Source organism: Protofrankia sp. Cas8 (genome assembly GCF_963555845.1).
Classification (GTDB): Bacteria; Actinomycetota; Actinomycetes; order Frankiales; family Frankiaceae; genus Protofrankia.
In genome coordinates, this window is sequence record NZ_CAUVXI010000060.1 from 1 (window position 1) to 16797 (window position 16797).

Sequence of the window (16797 nt, forward strand, 5' to 3'; positions counted from 1 at the left end):
CGTCCAGCGTGACCGGTCCCACCCGCAGCTGTCCCCGGTATGCACCGTGGCCGTCCGGATTCACCCAGCCGAAGACCCGGTCCGCGGGCGACAGCTCGTCGCGGGTCGACGCCGGGCGGAGCGACGGGTGGAGAAGATCCTTGGGCGATGTGGAAAAGAGCTCCCGGGCGATCATCACCGGGTACAGGGCGTCGAGGTTCCCCCGCGAATCGAGGAGGGCGTAGCACAGGTCGCCGGGGCGGAGCTTCTCCGCTCCCTCCTCGTACAGGTGGCGACTCCACGCCGTCTTCCCCGGTTCCCGGCCGAGCCATTTCTGCGGCGGGGCGAACTTCTCTCTGCCACCGCGGGGTGGCTTCGGCGTTTCGCCGCGCCGGTCGGTACTCACGTTCGGCCGCTCCCAGACGTCGGCATGCCGGTGAGCATTGCGGTAGTCGTTGACGAGTGCCGTCCACGCCTTCTTCGCCGTGTCCGCCAGCTCCCGGGTGTGCGAATCGCCGAAGAAGAGCCGTTCATCGTGTTTGCGGCTGAAGTTGCGGTTGTTCACACAGACCCAGCCCGCCGCCTCCCGGGTGTCGGGCAGCGGCTCGTGCACGGTGAACCGCTCACGCCACACCGGGTCGGCGACCTTTGTCTCAGCCGGGAACGGCTCGCCGGCCCGAGCGATCGCCACCACCTGCCAGTAGCGGAAGTCGGCGGCGTGATCCTGCCGGTGCTTGTCCCAGCGGTAGTGCTGGATCAGCCGCAGCCGGACCCTGACCTCGTCCCGGTGCTCCGGCTCCGACTGGTCGCCGTAGAGCACAGGCCGCCGGGATGCTGACCCGTACCGCGGTAGCCAGGCCGCGTACATCACGGCCTGCGGCGACGGCCGCTGGCCGAGCGGCGCGGTACCGGTCAGCAGGTCGACCGTTTTGGCGTCCCGGCCGACGCGTGCCGGTACCAGGGCAAGGCTCGCGCTGGCCGGCGGGCGAAATCCCAGCGGTTCGTCATGGCCGGTGAAGACACCGAGTCGGGAGTTGGTCGCCGCCTCATAGGCTGCTCGCAACATCCCCTTGACCGCCGTCGCCGGGATGTGTGGTCTGCCGTCGCGCAGCAGCCCCGAGTACGTTGTGTGACCCCGGTCGTCCGTCTTCGCCTGCGCGGTGTCCAGCAGCAGCAGCGGTGTGACGGCCGTCAGCGTCACACCGATCCGCCCGCTCCAGCGGTCCTGTTCCCACACGTCGTGGCCAGCGGGTGGGGCGTCTCCGAGCGGTCCTGCACCGTCGCGTGCCAGCGCCGGCACGAAGGTGTACGGGTTCCGGAACAGGTCCACAGCGCTGACCGCCTGCCGGGCGGACCCCTGAGCGGACGGCGGGCCGGTCGGGCGGGTCCAGCCGGGACGCTGCCCGTCTGCATGCCGGTTCCCTTGCCTGCGCGGGGGAATGCTGTGCTGACCGACGCCCGCTTCATTCGATGCGCGGGTGGCAGGCTCTTGCGACGGGGTCCGCCGGCCGGTGTCGGAGGACGCGGCGGGCAGGGTCGATTGCGTGGAAGGGGGACGGCTCGGCAGCGGGGTGCCTGCCCGGCGGACACCCCTGACCTGGCCCTTCACCCATTCGTAGTCGACGCTGAGCCCGTCGAGATCGGCGGGGGCAAGCGCACCCAGGTCGTCGACCAGGGCCTTGCCCGGTTGCGGGATCTTGCGTCGGTTCGACCCGTCGACGACCACCAGCCGGCCGCCGTCGGCTCCCGAGGGCTGCCAGTGCAGACGTCCGCTGCGAGTGTGGGTGCCGCCGCCGGCGGCGGCGCTGCTGCTGTGATCAGAGCTGAGGGCCTCACTCATCGACCTGCCCCTCCTCGATGGCGATCAGCCGTTCGTCGAGCACATAGGAGTTGCCGTGCTCGGGTTCCACCGCGATGTATTCGCGTGCCCGCAGTCGCAGCCTGCGTCCTTGCGGGGGTACCGCCGGTACCAGCAGGGTGCCGATCCGTGCCGACGACAGCGAGACCCAGCCTGCCGGCTCGTCTCCGTCGACCACCTCACCCCACAGCAGGTAGTGCAGATCCGCCGTCTGCAGGTCCGTCCACAGGTTGTCGCCGGTCACCTGCTCGCCGAGCAGCACGCCCTGGCCGCTGTCGCCGCGCCGTACCCACCGCAGTTCCACTTCCCGGGTGAAGGCACGCGCCTCATAGACCCGGCCGAGGTCCACCTCACCCCCCGGCATACCGCCGTCTGGCGCCCTGCACCTACCGTCATCACCAACGGTGGCGACGGTGTAAGCTTCGGGTGACGAAAGCAGTGCGATGCCACCCGCCAGTTCCGCTACCTGGGTGAGCATTGGGGGCAGCGGTCCGCGCAGCAACCGCGACCCGAGTCGTTCTACTCCGCGTACTCCGCTCATGCCGCAGCCTGTTCCTTCCACAGTGCTTCCCACGCGTCCCGCAGTTGCCTGCCAGTCGGTGACACAAGGTAGTCACCAAGTTCCGATGCGCCGTCCGGCGTGTCGATGATCACGCTGGCGGTGATGTCACCGAAACCGCGGGTGGTGCCCTGGCCGATCGGCAGCCGACGGTCGCGCAGATCGCGTAACACGAGCATCAGCAACGCCAGGGACGGGTCCGCCTCATCGCCCAACCGCGCGATGTCGACGGTCAGCTCGATCGGTTCCCACTGGACGTTCCACGGCTCCAGAACGGTGAACAGCAACTTGTCGGCCGCGCCGCCGGTCCACCGGTCGATGGCGACGTGGTCCGCCTGATCGAACCCGTGCGCTGACAGCCACTGCCGGTAGCTCTGGCCGTCCTGCTCGGGTTTGCCGCTGTCCGCCAGCATCGCGCCGAGGTCGGCTTCCGTGGCGATCTTCCGCCAAACGTCGGCCGCCAGCGGCTGCGCCGAGCGACAGTCCGCGACGGCGACCGCGCCCACCCCGTAGGCGAACTGTCTGCCGGGTGCATCTACCGGCCCGCCCGGGATGGCGGATCGCTCATCCTGAGCGTCGGGAAGCTCTTCGATACCGTTGGCCGGGTCGATGGGAATTTCCAGGACCGAACGGTGGACGTCGGACTGCGTGGCCGGCGGCGCCCCGCCGAACAGCACCTTCGCCAGGTGCAGCTGATCGAGTTGCGCGCGGAACGCCGTCGTGTCGGCTATGGCGTCGCCGACGGGCCGCGGCGCCCGTCGATTCTCCAGCGTGCGCAGGATCCGCTCCGCGTGGCTGCGCAGCGCCCCTTTCACACTGGATCCGGGCAGTACCAGGCGTACCGTGTCGGCGCCGTCCGCACCCGTCAGCGGCAGTGTGTCGACGGCGACACCGTCGCGATCGGCGCGCACCATCACCGCAGCGTCCGGTGTCCAGTCGATGGTGACGGCCAGGCGGTGGCGCAGGTCAAGGTCGGGTTCGCCGCGCAGTTCGTCCAGGCCAGGTCTGCCCGGCTCGCCGCGCAGCAGCGCGATCAGGCCGGTGGCGTTGCCGAGGTCGTGTTCTTCGAGCTCGACGCCGGGTGCCAGCCGGATACGGCCGAGCCCACGGGTCGTGGCGGCGCCGAGGAGCACATCGCCACGGCCGAGGGCGTCCAGCAGCGCCGCGAGGCGGGCGCGGTCACGGAGCCAGTCGACGTCGGCCGGGTCGGACGCACCGGACTCGACGTCGAGTTCGAACCGGATGAACGCCCCGACGGGGATGACCGCCCGGGAGAACAGGATGCCGTAGGCGGCGGCACCGGTATACCGGTCGATCCCGACGGAGGTACGGGCGTCCAGCCGGGTCACCGGGAAGGGCGCTTCGCCGTTCGGTTCAGCGCAGATGAGGCCGTCGCGGACGAGCACCCGGCTCGCCCGGCCGTCGGTGTTGTCGGTGAATCCCCACAGCTCACCGAGGGCGTTCGCGTCGGTGCGGCGGCCCGTCATCCAGTGGCGGCACACTCCGGCGAGGCTCGTCCCGGGCACGTACAGCCGTGACATGCCGTCGAGCGCGACCGACAGGTCCACGTCCGGGTCGTGCCCGAGCCCGCCGACGTGCAGCGGCGAGCGCACCTCAAGCCAGCCGCGGACCCGCAGCCGGTGGCGCAAAGGTCGTCCGGCCATCACTTCGCCTCCCGGTTCCGGCGGTGCGCGGTCAGGCAGGTCAGGACCAACGTCTGCACCGCCTCCTGCCACAGCTCCGTCCGCAGGTTCGCGGCGATCGTCGCGGCGTGCGGCGTTTCATGGGTCTGGCCGCCGGCCGTCGGGCCCGCGGGGCCGACCCAGCCAAGGGCCTCCCACACCTGGCCAGGTCTGGTGAGGAGGGCCTTCAGCTGTCTGCCGACGCCATCTGGCCATGATCGCCGGCGGGACGGGTCGACGAGCCTGTCGACGAGCGATTCGGTGGCCGCGCGGTCAGCCAGCCGGGGCAGGATGTCGCGGAGCTGGGCGAGCTGCGACGGCGGGACCTTGTCGACGCCGTCGCCGAACACCCGGCGTAGGCCGTCGGGGTCGGATGCGACCTTGACGGCACGCCTCGCGATTTCTGCTCGCCAGGCCTCCGTGCGCAGCGCCGCGATGAGCGCGATGTCGTCGGCCGACAGGATGTCGGTGTTCGTGGGCTCGGTGTTCGTGGCACGGGTATCCGCCGCGCCCGCGCCGCCGACGGGAATTGTCGTACCCGGTGCGGCACCGGCCGCGGCCTCGCGGGGTTCCGTCCGTGCCGCCAGGGCCTTCTCGGCGGGCTCCTGTGTGTCGGCGAAGCGTGTGATGACCTCGGGTCCGTCCTCGACGCCCCCCGAGGGCCCCGGGACGGCGGCGATGCACAGCTGACCGAGCCCTTCGCCGCGCCGTTCCCCGAGGCCCCCGGTCTCCAGCTCGGCGACCAGCGTCGGATCCAGCCGCGGAGTGATACCGCCACTGCTGTCACCCGCCGTGATGTCGTAGGTCACAATGCTGCCGGCGGCCAGGCCGAGCAGAGTCGGACGCGGCCGACACCAGCGGGTGTGCCACGACTCGGTGCGTGTCACCGCGAACGTATGGCTCCGGCGACCGTCCGCCGAGCCGACGTGCTTCAGCGCCGTGGCGGGCAGGCGCAGCTCCCGGGTGAGCGCTTCTCGCAGCAACTCCGGATCGCTGGACGCGCGCAGCCGTTCGTCCAGCAGGATCATGTCGCTGACCAGCCAGACGACGATGCGGCGGGCGTCGACAAGCCGTGCCCGCGGCGCAGGCGGTGACACTGGCGTCGCGCTGACCGTTGCCCGGCCGTAGTCGTCCTTGCGGGAGCGTCCCAGCACCCATGAACCCGACAGGTCCTCGGCCCATCCGGCGGGCAGCAGGCCCGCACGTACCCGTATCTCAGCGACCAGCGGTCGCTTGGTCGCCAGCGCACGGTAGGTGTACACGCCGCCGCCCTCGTCGGTCGTCGGCCGTTGCATCGTGTCGTTCACGCTGTTGTGTGTGTGGACCGACAGTGTCGGTCTGACCTGCCGCAGCGGTCGGGTGGTGGCGACGTACCCGTCGATCTTGCGGGTCTCCAGCGTGCGCGCGTCGGTGTTGGCGCGGTTGATGATCCGACCCGGTTCGGTCTTCACCGCACCGAACGTGCGTGGCACGGGCAGTCCGCGTTCGCCTGCGACGTCCACGGTCGCGTCTGTCACCACCAGGTGGCCGGCGAGGAGCGCGGCCTGGCCTGCCGGTCCGAGGCGTCGCAGCGCGCCGGGCAGCAGGGTGGACCCGGGGATGTGGTCGCGGCCCATCACCTGGTTGCCGAGCTGACGCCCGCCGGCCAGCAGCGGGTCGTCCAAGGTGATCCTCAGTCGCGCAATCTCCCAGCCGGGCACCGGAGTCGGGTGCGGCCACGGGGTTGGCGTGGGTGTGGGTGTGGCTGCGGGGGGCGCGGCATCGACGGCTGGTGGCCGCGGGGGAGAGGCGGTTTCCAACCAGTCCCACCACGGTGTCGGATCGATGATCGACGGGAGTTCCAGTGTGCACCGTCCGTTACCGCGGCGGCGCTTTCCACCGATCTGTTCGACGAGCCTGCTGCCGGCAAGCAACAGCGCTGTGACGCAGCGCCGGGCGTTTTCGTCCAGCGGTGCCGCGGACGCCAGGCCGCCCGGCGAGGCGGTGCCGGTGAGCTCGAACGTGCCGTGCAGGACTGACCCGACCCGGGCCTGCTCGGAGAACCGCAACATCCCGGGCGTGGCGCGACCGGTGTCCCGGTCGACGCGCACACCCGGTTTGACGAAGGTGACGGCTTCACGGACGAACGGGTCGCCGGCCAGTGCTGCGCGCACGCCATCGCAGTAGCGGGCCGCCCGAATCGACACCGCCGCGGCCACCGGCGGCGCCGTGCTGGCGGGCGGGGAGGGCGCCTTCCCATCCGCTGCTCCGGCGGCATCCCGTCCCGTGCCTCGGGTCGTTGTCGGGCTACCGGAAAGAGCCGGCTGGCTACCGAAGGCGAACCTCACCCAGCCCTGCCATGGTCCGTCGCCGTCGCCGTCCAACGTGCGGGCCACGATTTCGCAGGCGTCACGCCACACGCCGGTGACGGTCTTAGCCGGCAGGTACGGCAGGCCGTCGAGGTCACGGTTGACCAGTTGGTCGACGTCGCCGGGGCGTCCGGTTCCCGTGCCCGGATGCCAATCGGAGGTCAACACGAGCCGGTAGGACAGGGGAGTACCGGTGGGAAGCGGTGCAGGACCCGACATCTGCGGCGGCTGCGTCGATATCGACGAGGAGACCGCCGGCTGTTCCTGCGCCGCGGCCGGTGCGGGAGGAGCGGTCTCGTGCGCGGTCACCGGCTTGCCGCCGTCTCGTCGCGGTCACCGATGAACTCCTCGGCGTCCATCGCATCGAGCAGACCGGTGATGTGGACACCGCCTTCCTCCCAGAACAGCGACCAGCGTTCACTGTTGGCGGCCAGCGCAGACAAGCCGCTGCGGCTGTAGCGGTTGCGCAGCAGTTGGAAGCGACCGTCGGCGGTGTCGCGGCCGAGGTACAGCCCGGCACGCAGGGTGTGGGTCTGGCTGCGTGGGAGAGCGCGTCCGCGGTCGCTGTCGCCGTCGGTGGGATCGACGGTCCCCCGCAGCGCGGTGACCCGGGCCAGCAGGTCCGACCACCGGCGACCGTCCGCCCATCCGGCATTGTCATTCCCGGTGATGATGTATGGCTGGGCAACGAGCCGGTCACCCCCGGGCAACGTTGTGCGTGCCCGCAGATCGTCCAGTGCGGTCGCGGCGCTGTCGTACAGGACGTGAAAGGACAGCGCGCTTGCGCCGGTAGCCTTGGCTTTCACGCACTTGGCCTCGTCCGTGAGCTCGTCGGCGAGCTGATACGCCGAGGAGAACGGGTAGTGTTGCTTGACGACGGCGACGCCGGCCGCCGCCGTGAGCTGTTTTTCCTTAGGGTGCAACAAAGCTGCTGTCCGGTTTTCGAATGCCTGCAGGAAGGCGGCCGTGAAGGGTAACGCCGCATTTCCGTCGCACACGACCGTGAGGTCGTCTCCGCCGAGAATGAGCGGCAGGACCGGGAAGAAGCTTCCGGATGCGCCCGGTCTCCTGACTTTTTTTATCCCTGGATAGAACCGGAGCTCGTCGAGCGCCGCACGGAACGCCTCATGTGCCGCGCAGTCGATGCGTTCGGAGTAGGCGGCGAGGAGGTCGACGTACCCACGGCAGCCTTGGACAGCCTGCCGGGTGGTGAGATTCCTGAGCACCGCACCGAGGCCGTTGACGTCGGCGTGGACGACCGCCACCCATTCGGCGTGGCGCTCCAGGTAGTCGGCTACCGCCTCGATCCCCTCCCGAGCCTCATCCTCATCAATATCGATGCGGGGCTCGGACCCGGTGTCCTCGTCGGCGACCGCCGCCGCTTTCTCCCAGGGGGCAGGGCGTCTACAGCCGTTGGGATCGGTCCATCCGACCGTCACCCTTGCCAGTCGGTCGTATCCGTCGTGCGCCGCCTCCAACTTGGCCGCGGACGGGTGCGACCGTGGCACCAGCCGAGCGTTCGCCGCGCCGGCGCGCCGGGGCGATCGGCTACCGGACGTCTCGTCGTACAGGTAGGCGGCGGGCAGGCCGCTGGAGGTGCACTGGTCGACGATGGGCAGCCGCGGAAATCGCGACTGCGGACCGGCCCTTCGTGTACGTACCTCAGGAAGCGTCGCATATGCAGTTGTGATGGCGTCCATCACCGGATCGGGGTCTTCGTCGTCCCACTGGAAGCGAATGACGACACCGCACACGTCGAGCCCCGATGCCACCTCGATGGCTTTCCGGGTCACCCGGGTGACCAGCTCCTGTGCCCGTTCGCGGTCTGTCAACAGGACCTTGACATCGCCGGAGGTGGCGGTGACCAGTTCGGCGGTGTGTGCCGGGACCCGTGACCGTCTCGTCCATCCGGTGACAAGGGCTTTCAGCGCTTCTTCCGTCCAGGCGGCGAGACTCGCGATGAGGTGGGACGCGCCGACGTTCTCCCGTCGCTTGTTGGTGTCGAAAATGAAGTTCTGGTTGCCAGACGTTTCAAGCAGCACGAGATAGCAGTCCACGCCTACATCCCCTCCCCCTCAGGCCTGACGCGGCACCGTGGACGGCACACTACGCGTCGGCGCAGGCCGGTCACCATGCCGCCCCACGCACTCCTGACGGACATCGGCGCGGTCACCATGCCGCATTGGCGTCCGATGGTTCGAATGTTGTGGATGGCTGGAGGTAGCTCGTCTCGGCGTGCGGCGCCGTCCTCGACCACGGCGACCGTGGCGAGAGTCAGGTCAGCAGGTCGGCGGGGCGGAAGGCGACGGGGAAGGGCTCGGCGAGTTCGCACGGTTCGTCGCCGCGGATGGTGGCGACGACGTCGTAGCAACCATTGCCGCCGAGCAGGTGGACGGTCACCGACGGGACCTTCGGATCGACGATCCAGTAGGAGCGGATACCGGCGTTCTGGTAGGCGACGCGCTTCTCCTCCGTGTCGTAGCGCCGGCCGTACCTGGACAGCACCTCGACGGCCAAGAGCGGCAGGCGCGTCTCCCTGTCGGGCAGGACGAGAACGTCGGGTTGAAACCTCTTCTTCAGCGACACGGGCACGTCGAACGGTGCGACCAGGGTCCGTTTCAGGCCCTGTTCGGCGGCGAGGAGGATGGCGCCGAGCCGGATCACGACTCGTTGGTGGTCGTAGCCGGGGGCCGGGCTCACGACGACGACGCCGTCGAGGAGTTCCCAGCGCCGCCAGTCGTCAGGCGCCTGGTCGAGGTGGTCGGTGGTGTAGCCGCCGGGGTCGACGGCATGGAGGTAGGCCAGACCTTCGTCGAAGTCGACCCGGCCGACCGGCAGCGGCCACTCGACGAGGCCGGTGATGTCCAGCGGCCGACCGAGCGGCCTGTCCTGCGGCTCCTGCGGCTCCTGCGCCACCGGGTCACGGTTCACCGCCACAGCTGTCATGGTGCCACTCCTCCTCGGATTCGGACGGCACATTTGCTGTGAAGCATACATCGATGAGTGACTGATTTACGACGATGAGCGAAGAATCGTCCGTCGGCTCGCAGCGGCCTCGGTGGCCGTGCGCTCGGATCACGGGATTCCCGGGCGCGTCATGCCTGGTCGATCGACCATAGTGGGGTGGGTGACACCGTGGCTCCGCTCGCGACCGCCACGGTGGGCAGTACGGGCAGCACGGGAACCGGGGAAAGCGCGGCATGTGTCGTGACAGCCGCGGAGCCAGCTGACCCGGCACGCGCGTCCGGGCGCCGGTGGTGGGCCCGGATACGGCCGGTGGACGCCATGTGCGTCGGCGGCCTGGTCGCCCAGACGGTATGGGCGTCGGCCAGCGTGCTGCTGATCCCACAGCTGATCGGCACCGACCCGGTCCTGCTCGAGCTCCTCGGTGCCACCTCGCCGGCCATGGTCGCCGCCGGCGCATTCGCCCGGGCCGGCAAGGCCGGTCTCGTCGCTGCCCTCACAGCGCCGACGCTCGGCTGGGTGCCGCTGGACGCGTTCGGCTGGTGGGCGGGCCGTCGGTACGGGCGCTCGGCGGTCGATCTCATCACCCGTGGGCATCCCAGGAGCGTCGAGTTCGCCGACCGTGTCGACCGGCTGACGGGGCGTTGGGGATTCGGTGCGTTGGTGCTCGCACCATGGTTGCCCGTCCCGAACCAGCTGATCTACGCGGCCACCGGATGGCACGGGATGTCGCTGCTCCGGTTCGTGATCGGCGATGCCATTGGCACGTTCCTGCGCACCGCGGCCGTCGTCGGTCTGGGCTACGCGCTCGGCGACGACGCGGTTGATCTCGCTACCGCCATCTCCCACGACACCGTGCTCAGCTTCGTCGCTCTGGGCGTCCTACTGATCGCCTGGACGGCCTTTCGTCATCGCCGGCGCCTTCGTGGCCTTGGTGCGCACTCGCGCTGGTGGCTGGCGGGAGGGGCACGGCGCGTCCGGATGCAGGCCCCCCCGACGGTCCGGGACCAGCCTCCGGATGGCTCCTGACGGGCGCCGTCAGGTGGGCAGATCAGCCGAGCCGGCCAGCAGAGTGATCATCTCCTGCGTCGGGATCTCCCGTTCGGTGCCGAAGGCGATACCCACGATCGCGCGAACCCGCCCCGCCGAATCGGTAACCGGCAGGGCGACCGCGGCGTTCGCGTTCACCTCCCGGGCACCGGGTCGTACATCGCCCGAGTCGTCGGTCTGCAGGTTACAGGTCTGTACAGCTTCTCCCCGGGCCAGCGCCAGGCCCGCCATACCTTTGCCGCGGGGAACGACCGCGGTAATCTTCTGAACCTGCGGCGGGATATTGTGAGCGGCGACCAGCACAAGATCGTCCCCGTTGCGGAAATGTACCGAACCGGCAATCCCACCGTGCGCGCGTAGGAAATCAACCAGCCATCCACCTATGTCCCTTCCCTCGCCGTCTGTGTTCGCGTCAGAATTCGCTGACATGCCCGCTCCCGCCGTATCGGTCACTGTGCTGTCCCGCCGTCTGCCGCCGCTGTCCCGCCGCTATTCCGTTACTGTGCCGTTACTGTGCCGTGCCGCGAAGTCGTGTTGGGTTCTGTCATTCCCGCCAGACGCAGTAGCAGGTCCTTCACCTCGGTGGCGCGGTAACGCTCCCGTGCGACGCTCGGGTCGGAGCACAGCAGTACCGGCCCGTTGCGCGGGTCGTCGGGCAGTCGGCCGTGACTTCCCCGGATCATGGACGGGACGAGCGGAATCACCGCCATGGTGTAGCGCAGGCCGACCGCCTTGCGGGCGAGCGCGAGGGCGATGCGCGCCTTGGCCCACGGGTCGGCGGGATTGAGGAACAGTTCGGCGGGATCGTAGCCGGGCTTGCGGTGGATCTCGACGCAGCGGGCGAAGTCAGGGGCACGGTCGTCGTCGAGCCAGTAGTAGTAGGTGAACCAGTGGTCGGGTTCGGCGATCGCCACCAGCTCGCCCGCGCGTTCGTGGTCGATACCGAACGTCGCCTGGGCGCCGCGGTCAAGAACGGCGTCCACCCCGGGCAGCATGGCAATCATGGCTTGCACGCGCGCCACGTCGGCGGGATCCGCCACGTAGACGTGGGCGACCTGGTGGTCGGCTACGGCGAACGCCTTCGACGTCCACGGGTCGAGGTACTCCATGCCGGCCTGGACGTATACGCGTAACAGACCCTCGCGGCGGAGCATCCGGTTGATGTCGATCGTCCCGTGCACATCGGTGATCCCGTATTCGCTGAGTGCGACGACGGTGGTGCCCGCGGCGCGGGCCTGTGTCAGCAGTGGCGCCAGCGCCGTGTCGACATTGCCGGCCGCGGTCCTGGCCTGGGCGGAGTCCGGCCCGTAGCGCTGCAGATCGTAGTCGAGGTGCGGGATGTAGACGAACGTGAGATCCGGCCGGCTGCGGTCCAGGATTCGCCCGGCTGCGTCAATGATCCACTGCGAGGAGGGTAGGCCCGCTCCCGGGCCCCAGTACTTGAACAGCGGAAAAGGACCAAAGTGATCGGTCAGTTCGTCGTGCAGTTCGGGGGGGACGGTGTAGCAGTCCGGTGATTTGCGGCCATCCATGTGATAGATGGGTCGGGGCGTGACAGTGATGTCGACGTCCGCGCCCATCGCGTACCACCAACAGATATTCGCGACCCGATAGTCGCCGTTCTGCCGGCGGGCGGCATGCCAGATTTTCTCGCCCGCGACCAGACCGTTGTGCTGGCGCCACAGCAGGACCTCGCCGAGATCCCGGAAGTACCAGCCGTTCCCAACCACGCCGTGGTCCCGTGGTGGCAATCCGGTGAGCATGGATGACTGCACCGAGCAGGTGACCGCGGGAAACACCGGGTCCAGCGTGGCCGTGAAACCCTCGGCGCCGAGCGCGCGCAGATGCGGCATGTGCGGAAGAAGCGCCGGGGTCAGCCCGACGACGTCGAGGACGAGCACGGCGGTGGGGGCCGTCGGGGACGCGCTCATGATGACACCTCCACCAGCCCGTGGCGGGCCAGCGCTCGCCGCGTCCAGTCCAGCTCGGCGGCGATCCCGGCGGCAAGGGACTTCTCATCGGTCGGGCGGTCCCGTTCGGGTAGGACCGTCCAGGTGTAGGTCTCCACCTCAACATGGTCGGTAACCGCATGTCGCCCACCGAACACGTTGGCGAGAACATCGTCCAGGACGTCCCGGGTGCTGCCAACCGGCCCTGCCGGCGTGGCGTGTAACGGGATGTGGAAGTGGACACGCCAGGGCCCGCGGGCGGGCAGTGCGCGCTGTCCGTAGAGCGCGTCGGGTAGATCGTCGCGGGCGTGCAGGCGGCGCTCGGACCCAACGTCGGACCCGCCGCCGAACCCGTTGTCCGGTCCGGGCTCGGCCAGTTCGCGAGTCTGGTGCAGGAACCGGGGCTCGACGAACCCCCCGAGGATGTCGCGGGCGCCCGGCGCGGCTGGATCAGGAGCATGCAACGCGCAGGACGCCTGGACCTTGACCACCGCCAGACCGGCCGCGGCGAGTCTGCCCAGGGCGGCCTGCGGATCCTCGAAGCCCACCGCGAGATGACAGGCGTCCAGGCAGATTCCAAGCCTGGACGTGTCGAAGGTGTCGATGCCGGCGAGGCGGCGCACGGCGTCATCGGTGCTCTCCACCACACAGCCGGGCTCCGGCTCGAATCCGACCCGAACTGTGCGCCCGGTCCGGTGCTCCAGGTCGGCGAGTTCGTCGGCGAGCGCGGCGAGCTGGCGGGCGGCGTCATCCCGGCGGCTGTCATTCCACCAGCTCCGCCAGCCCAGGGGAAGGGTGGAGATGCTCCCGCGGGCCGCGTCGTCGGGCATCAGCCCGGTGAGCAGGCGCGCCAGCACGGTGGTGTAGACGAGCCGGTCCGGCTGGGACCAGTCCGGTGTGTAGACGCCGTGCTTGACCACCGGAGCGTGGAAGTGCCGGTAGGGAAAGCCGTTGAGGGTCACGACCTCCAGACCGCGGGCGACCAGCTCGGCTCGCAGCCGGGCCAGGTCGGCGGGGTTGGTGTCCAGCGCCGTGGCGACATCGTGGGCGAGCCACAGCCCGAGCCCGAGCCGGTCGACGCCGAGCTGTTCGCGGATCGGCTCGGCGTATCTGACCAGTTGGTCCCGAACACCGGCAAGATCTTCGGCGGGATGGACGTTCGTGCAGTACGCCAGGTGGACGACGGTGCCGTCGCGGTGTCGAAAGCGCATGGTGACGGCCCCTCATCCACGCCGGGCGGACGTGACATCGCCGCACCGGGCTGACCCGTGGCACCGGCCTGACCTGCATGATCGTGCAATGGGCCGGGTCATCGGACACCGCGCAGCACCGAATTGCCGGCGAACAGGGCGTCCGCGGCAGGGGCGGGCGCGGCCGTGTCGGTGCTGTCGGTGCTGTCGGTGCCCACGGCGTCGAGGCCGTCGATTTCCAGGCGTCCGCTCTGGCCGTAGAACGTGACCGGGTTGCGCCACAGAAGAGTCTCGACGTCGTCGGCGTCGAATCCCGCGGCGAGCATCGCCTCGCCGGTGGCCCGGGTGCGCAACGGGTCACTGCGTCCCCAGTCGGCGGCCGAGTTCACCAGCATCCGTTCGGTTCCGTACTCGGTGAGGATGCGGACCATCCGGTCGGGGTCCATCTTGGTATCCGGGTAGATCGAGAAACCCATCCAGCAGCCGGTGCCGGCAACCAGACCGACCGTGACCTCATTGAGATGATCGAGTACGACCCGTTCCGGCGCGATGCCCGATGCATCGATGAGCTCAAGGCTTCGCGATGTTCCAGCTGCTTTGTCGCGGTGCGGGGTATGTACCAGCGCGGGTAGGTCGTGTTCGACAGCGAGCGTGAGCTGGGTGGCGAAGGCACGCTCCTCCTCGGAGGTCATCGAGTCGAATCCGATCTCCCCGACCGCGACCACCCGGTCCTTCACCAGGTACCGGGGAAGTAGATCAAGAACCGGCTTACAGCGGGGATCGTTGGCTTCCTTCGGGTTCAGCGCGATCGTGCAATGATGTGCGATTCCGAACTGGGCTGCTCGAAACGGCTCCCAGCCGAGCAGCCCGTCGAAGTAGTCGACAAAACTGCCGATGGACGTGCGGGGTTGCCCGAGCCAGAACGCCGGCTCCACCAGGGCACGGACTCCGGCCGCGTACATCGCCTCATAGTCGTCGGTGGTTCGACTCGTCATGTGGATGTGGGGGTCGAAAATACGCATGCGCTGCCTTCCGACGGACGACATCGATCAAAACGACATCGATCAGGGCGAGATCGGTCAGGGCGAGATCGGTCAGGGTTGAAAGCTCTCCACCACAGCCAGCACGTCGGGTGGCACATCCCGGCCGGCGGCGATGCGTTCGTGCGCGAACGCGACCAGCATCCGCACGAGTTCCTCGTCCGCCCGCCGGGTCAGGTCCGCGACCTCGCTCAGCCGGACACCGAGGAAGACACACTTGAGCACCCCCTGACGCCACGAGGCGTCGTCGAGGTGCCGGGCCGCGTACGGGCCGAGTGCCGCGGCCACCAGCGTGGCGTCGTTCGTGCGTAGGGCGTCCCGAACGATCGCGACGGTGTCCGGGCCGACGTCCAGCAGCGGCAGTGCCCGTAGCACTGCGCGGCGCTCCGCGGCGTCGCCGCGTTCGTACAACCTCGCGACTGTGCCGGCCAGTGCGTCGCCGGAGATTGGCAGCGCCGTGAGTAGCAGTACTCGGGCTGCCTCGTCGACGGTCCAGCCGTGCAGCCCCGGGCCGGTGGCCGGGCCGGTGGCCGGGCCGGTGGACGCGAGCAGCGGCCCGTGGCCGCAGTGCCGACGCACCGCCGGGAAGAGCTGGTCAATCGTGTCGGCGGAACCGCCGACGGCGCTGACCGCGTTGGTCAGCCACGCATGTCCGGCACCGGTGAGCCTGAGCGCGAGCGTCGAGGCAAGTCCGTCGACGGACAGCCCCCCGTCGCCGGTCGCTCGCTCGCCAGTTGCCCGCTCGCCAGTTGCTCTGTCGCCAGCTGTCATGTGATGTCACCTCCCAGGCTCACCGTGGATGGATCGTTTCCGGGAGGACTTGTCCCCGGCGCGCACGCCTGCCGCAGGAAGTCCAGGGAACGCCGGGCCACCAGCGGCGCGGCATGGCTGTGCCGGGGTAGCTCGACCGATACCAGCCCGCCGTATCCGATCCTGATCAGCGCATCCAGGACCGGGGGAAAATCGATCTCGCCTGAGCCGAACTCCAGGTGCTCGTGGACACCTCGGCGCATGTCCTCGATCTGCACGTTGACCAGCCGGTCCGCGGAGCTCAGGATGCACTCGGGCACAGACGCGGGCTCCAGGCAACGACAGTGGCCGATGTCGAGGGTGAGGCCGAAGGCAGCAGGCGCGCCGAGGGCGTTTCGCAGGCGCTCGTAGCCGGCGAGATCCTCGATCATCATTCCCGGTTCGGGTTCGAATCCGAGCTGGACCCCTGCCTGCTCGGCCGCCGCGACCACGCTGGCACAGCCGTCAACCAGCAGCTCCCAGGCGAGGGTGCGGGGGACCCCGGCCGGCACCGTTCCACTCCAGAACGACACCGCTTCGGCGCCGAGATCCGCTCCGACACCGACCGCCCGCCGCAGCAGGTCCAGTCGCCGTTCCCGGCCGTCGGGAGATGTGAGGGTGGGGCTGTGCTTGTGCCAGGGGTCGAGCAGGTACCGGGCGCCCGTTTCGATCACGACGGCGAGATCGGCCGCGGCGAGCCGGGCACCGACACGCCGTACCTGGCGGGCGAGGTCGGCGTCGAACGGGTCGAGATGCTGATGATCAAGCGTGAGTGCGATCCCGTCGTAGCCCATGCCGGCCAGCACGGCGATGACATCGTCGATGCGGTGGTCGGCAAAGCCGTTGGTGCCGTAGCCGAAGCGCAGCGGCCCATTCATGTCGGTGACACCCGTCTGGCCAGGGTCCGGGCTACCGGGAAGAGCAGGGCCAGCGCGCCGGCCGCCCGAAGCCTGCCGCTGCATGCCGTGATCGCAGCCTGGAGTGGAACCAGCCCGAGGATTCCCGCGCCGACCGCCTGCTGGACGTGGCGCGCGCCCGGGTCGCGTACGACAGCGGCCTGAGCCGCGCCGAAGGTCCCGGCGTAGGCACCCAGCAGGCCCATGCCGGCGATCTGGTGGCGCCGGGTACCCCGACGGCGGGTGACGGCCGCGGTTGCCACGATGACCAGCGTGGTCGCGCCCAGGGTGACCTTCGGTAGCACCTTGCCGCTGCCCTGTACCTCCCGTCGACTCAACTCGGTGACCACGTAGGTGTGGCCGGCGACGACGAGCGCTGCGGGGAGGCAACGGCGGCTTTGGTGTGGACCTGCGCCGAGCATGACGTCGAGGGCTCGGGCGGTGGCCATCGCGGCGGGACCGAGCGGGGTGGACTTGAGGGCAAGATCGTAGG

The 16797-nt window shown here is 69.5% G+C and carries 12 protein-coding genes and 2 pseudogenes; 1 reads left to right on the forward strand and 13 read right to left on the reverse strand.

All coding sequences use genetic code 11. The features are described 5' to 3' along the window. The 6 genes and pseudogenes from U9977_RS11315 to U9977_RS11340 form a co-directional block, all read right to left on the reverse strand. Nucleotides 1–1819, reverse strand: a pseudogene (locus U9977_RS11315) (RAMP superfamily CRISPR-associated protein); the annotation flags it as partial. Next, entirely contained in the window at nt 1812–2378 is a 567-nt protein-coding gene (gene csx19 / locus U9977_RS11320; RefSeq protein ID WP_322749187.1) for a CRISPR-associated protein Csx19, read from the reverse strand. The pseudogene U9977_RS11315 and the gene csx19, both read right to left, overlap by 8 nt. Then, on the reverse strand, nt 2375–4060 hold the full coding sequence (locus U9977_RS11325) for an RAMP superfamily CRISPR-associated protein (protein WP_322749188.1): 1686 nt from the start codon (nt 4058–4060) through the stop codon (nt 2375–2377). The genes csx19 and U9977_RS11325 overlap by 4 nt, the downstream gene beginning before the upstream one ends. Next, nucleotides 4060–6645, reverse strand: coding sequence for an RAMP superfamily CRISPR-associated protein (locus U9977_RS11330; RefSeq protein ID WP_322749189.1), 2586 nt, complete (start codon nt 6643–6645; stop codon nt 4060–4062). The genes U9977_RS11325 and U9977_RS11330 overlap by 1 nt, the downstream gene beginning before the upstream one ends. An 86-nt stretch (nt 6646–6731) precedes the next feature. Further along, nucleotides 6732–8483: a Cas10/Cmr2 second palm domain-containing protein gene (locus U9977_RS11335; RefSeq protein ID WP_322749190.1), complete on the reverse strand. Its 1752-nt coding sequence runs from the start codon at nt 8481–8483 to the stop codon at nt 6732–6734. A gap of 217 nt (nt 8484–8700) precedes the next feature. Next, nucleotides 8701–9372, reverse strand: coding sequence for a Uma2 family endonuclease (locus U9977_RS11340; RefSeq protein ID WP_322749191.1), 672 nt, complete (start codon nt 9370–9372; stop codon nt 8701–8703). 177 nt (nt 9373–9549) lie between these two features. Here U9977_RS11340 and U9977_RS11345 point away from each other — a divergent pair, with 177 nt between their 5' ends. Next, nucleotides 9550–10419 (forward strand): DedA family protein, encoded by an 870-nt coding sequence (locus tag U9977_RS11345; protein WP_322749192.1) that lies wholly within the window; start codon nt 9550–9552, stop codon nt 10417–10419. A 9-nt stretch (nt 10420–10428) separates the two neighbouring features. Here U9977_RS11345 and U9977_RS11350 read toward each other — a convergent pair whose 3' ends face one another. From U9977_RS11350 to U9977_RS11380, 7 genes and pseudogenes are all read right to left on the reverse strand, one after another. Next, nucleotides 10429–10869, reverse strand: a complete 441-nt coding sequence (locus U9977_RS11350; RefSeq protein WP_322749193.1) for a GAF domain-containing protein — start codon at nt 10867–10869, stop codon at nt 10429–10431. Nucleotides 10870–10937: 68 nt separating this feature from the next. Beyond that, nucleotides 10938–12371: an alkaline phosphatase family protein gene (locus tag U9977_RS11355; RefSeq protein ID WP_322749194.1), complete on the reverse strand. Its 1434-nt coding sequence runs from the start codon at nt 12369–12371 to the stop codon at nt 10938–10940. Then, nucleotides 12368–13600, reverse strand: coding sequence for a metabolite traffic protein EboE (gene eboE / locus U9977_RS11360; RefSeq protein WP_322749195.1), 1233 nt, complete (start codon nt 13598–13600; stop codon nt 12368–12370). The genes U9977_RS11355 and eboE overlap by 4 nt, the downstream gene beginning before the upstream one ends. 98 nt (nt 13601–13698) lie before the next feature. Beyond that, on the reverse strand, nt 13699–14601 hold the full coding sequence (locus U9977_RS11365; protein ID WP_322749196.1) for a TatD family hydrolase: 903 nt from the start codon (nt 14599–14601) through the stop codon (nt 13699–13701). 72 nt (nt 14602–14673) lie between these two features. Further along, on the reverse strand, nt 14674–15390 hold the full coding sequence (locus tag U9977_RS11370; RefSeq protein WP_322749197.1) for an EboA domain-containing protein: 717 nt from the start codon (nt 15388–15390) through the stop codon (nt 14674–14676). Further along, nucleotides 15387–16286: a sugar phosphate isomerase/epimerase family protein gene (locus U9977_RS11375; RefSeq protein ID WP_322749198.1), complete on the reverse strand. Its 900-nt coding sequence runs from the start codon at nt 16284–16286 to the stop codon at nt 15387–15389. Before U9977_RS11375 ends, U9977_RS11370 begins: the two co-directional genes overlap by 4 nt. After that, a pseudogene (locus U9977_RS11380) lies at nt 16283–16797 on the reverse strand (hypothetical protein); the annotation flags it as partial. The gene U9977_RS11375 and the pseudogene U9977_RS11380, both read right to left, overlap by 4 nt.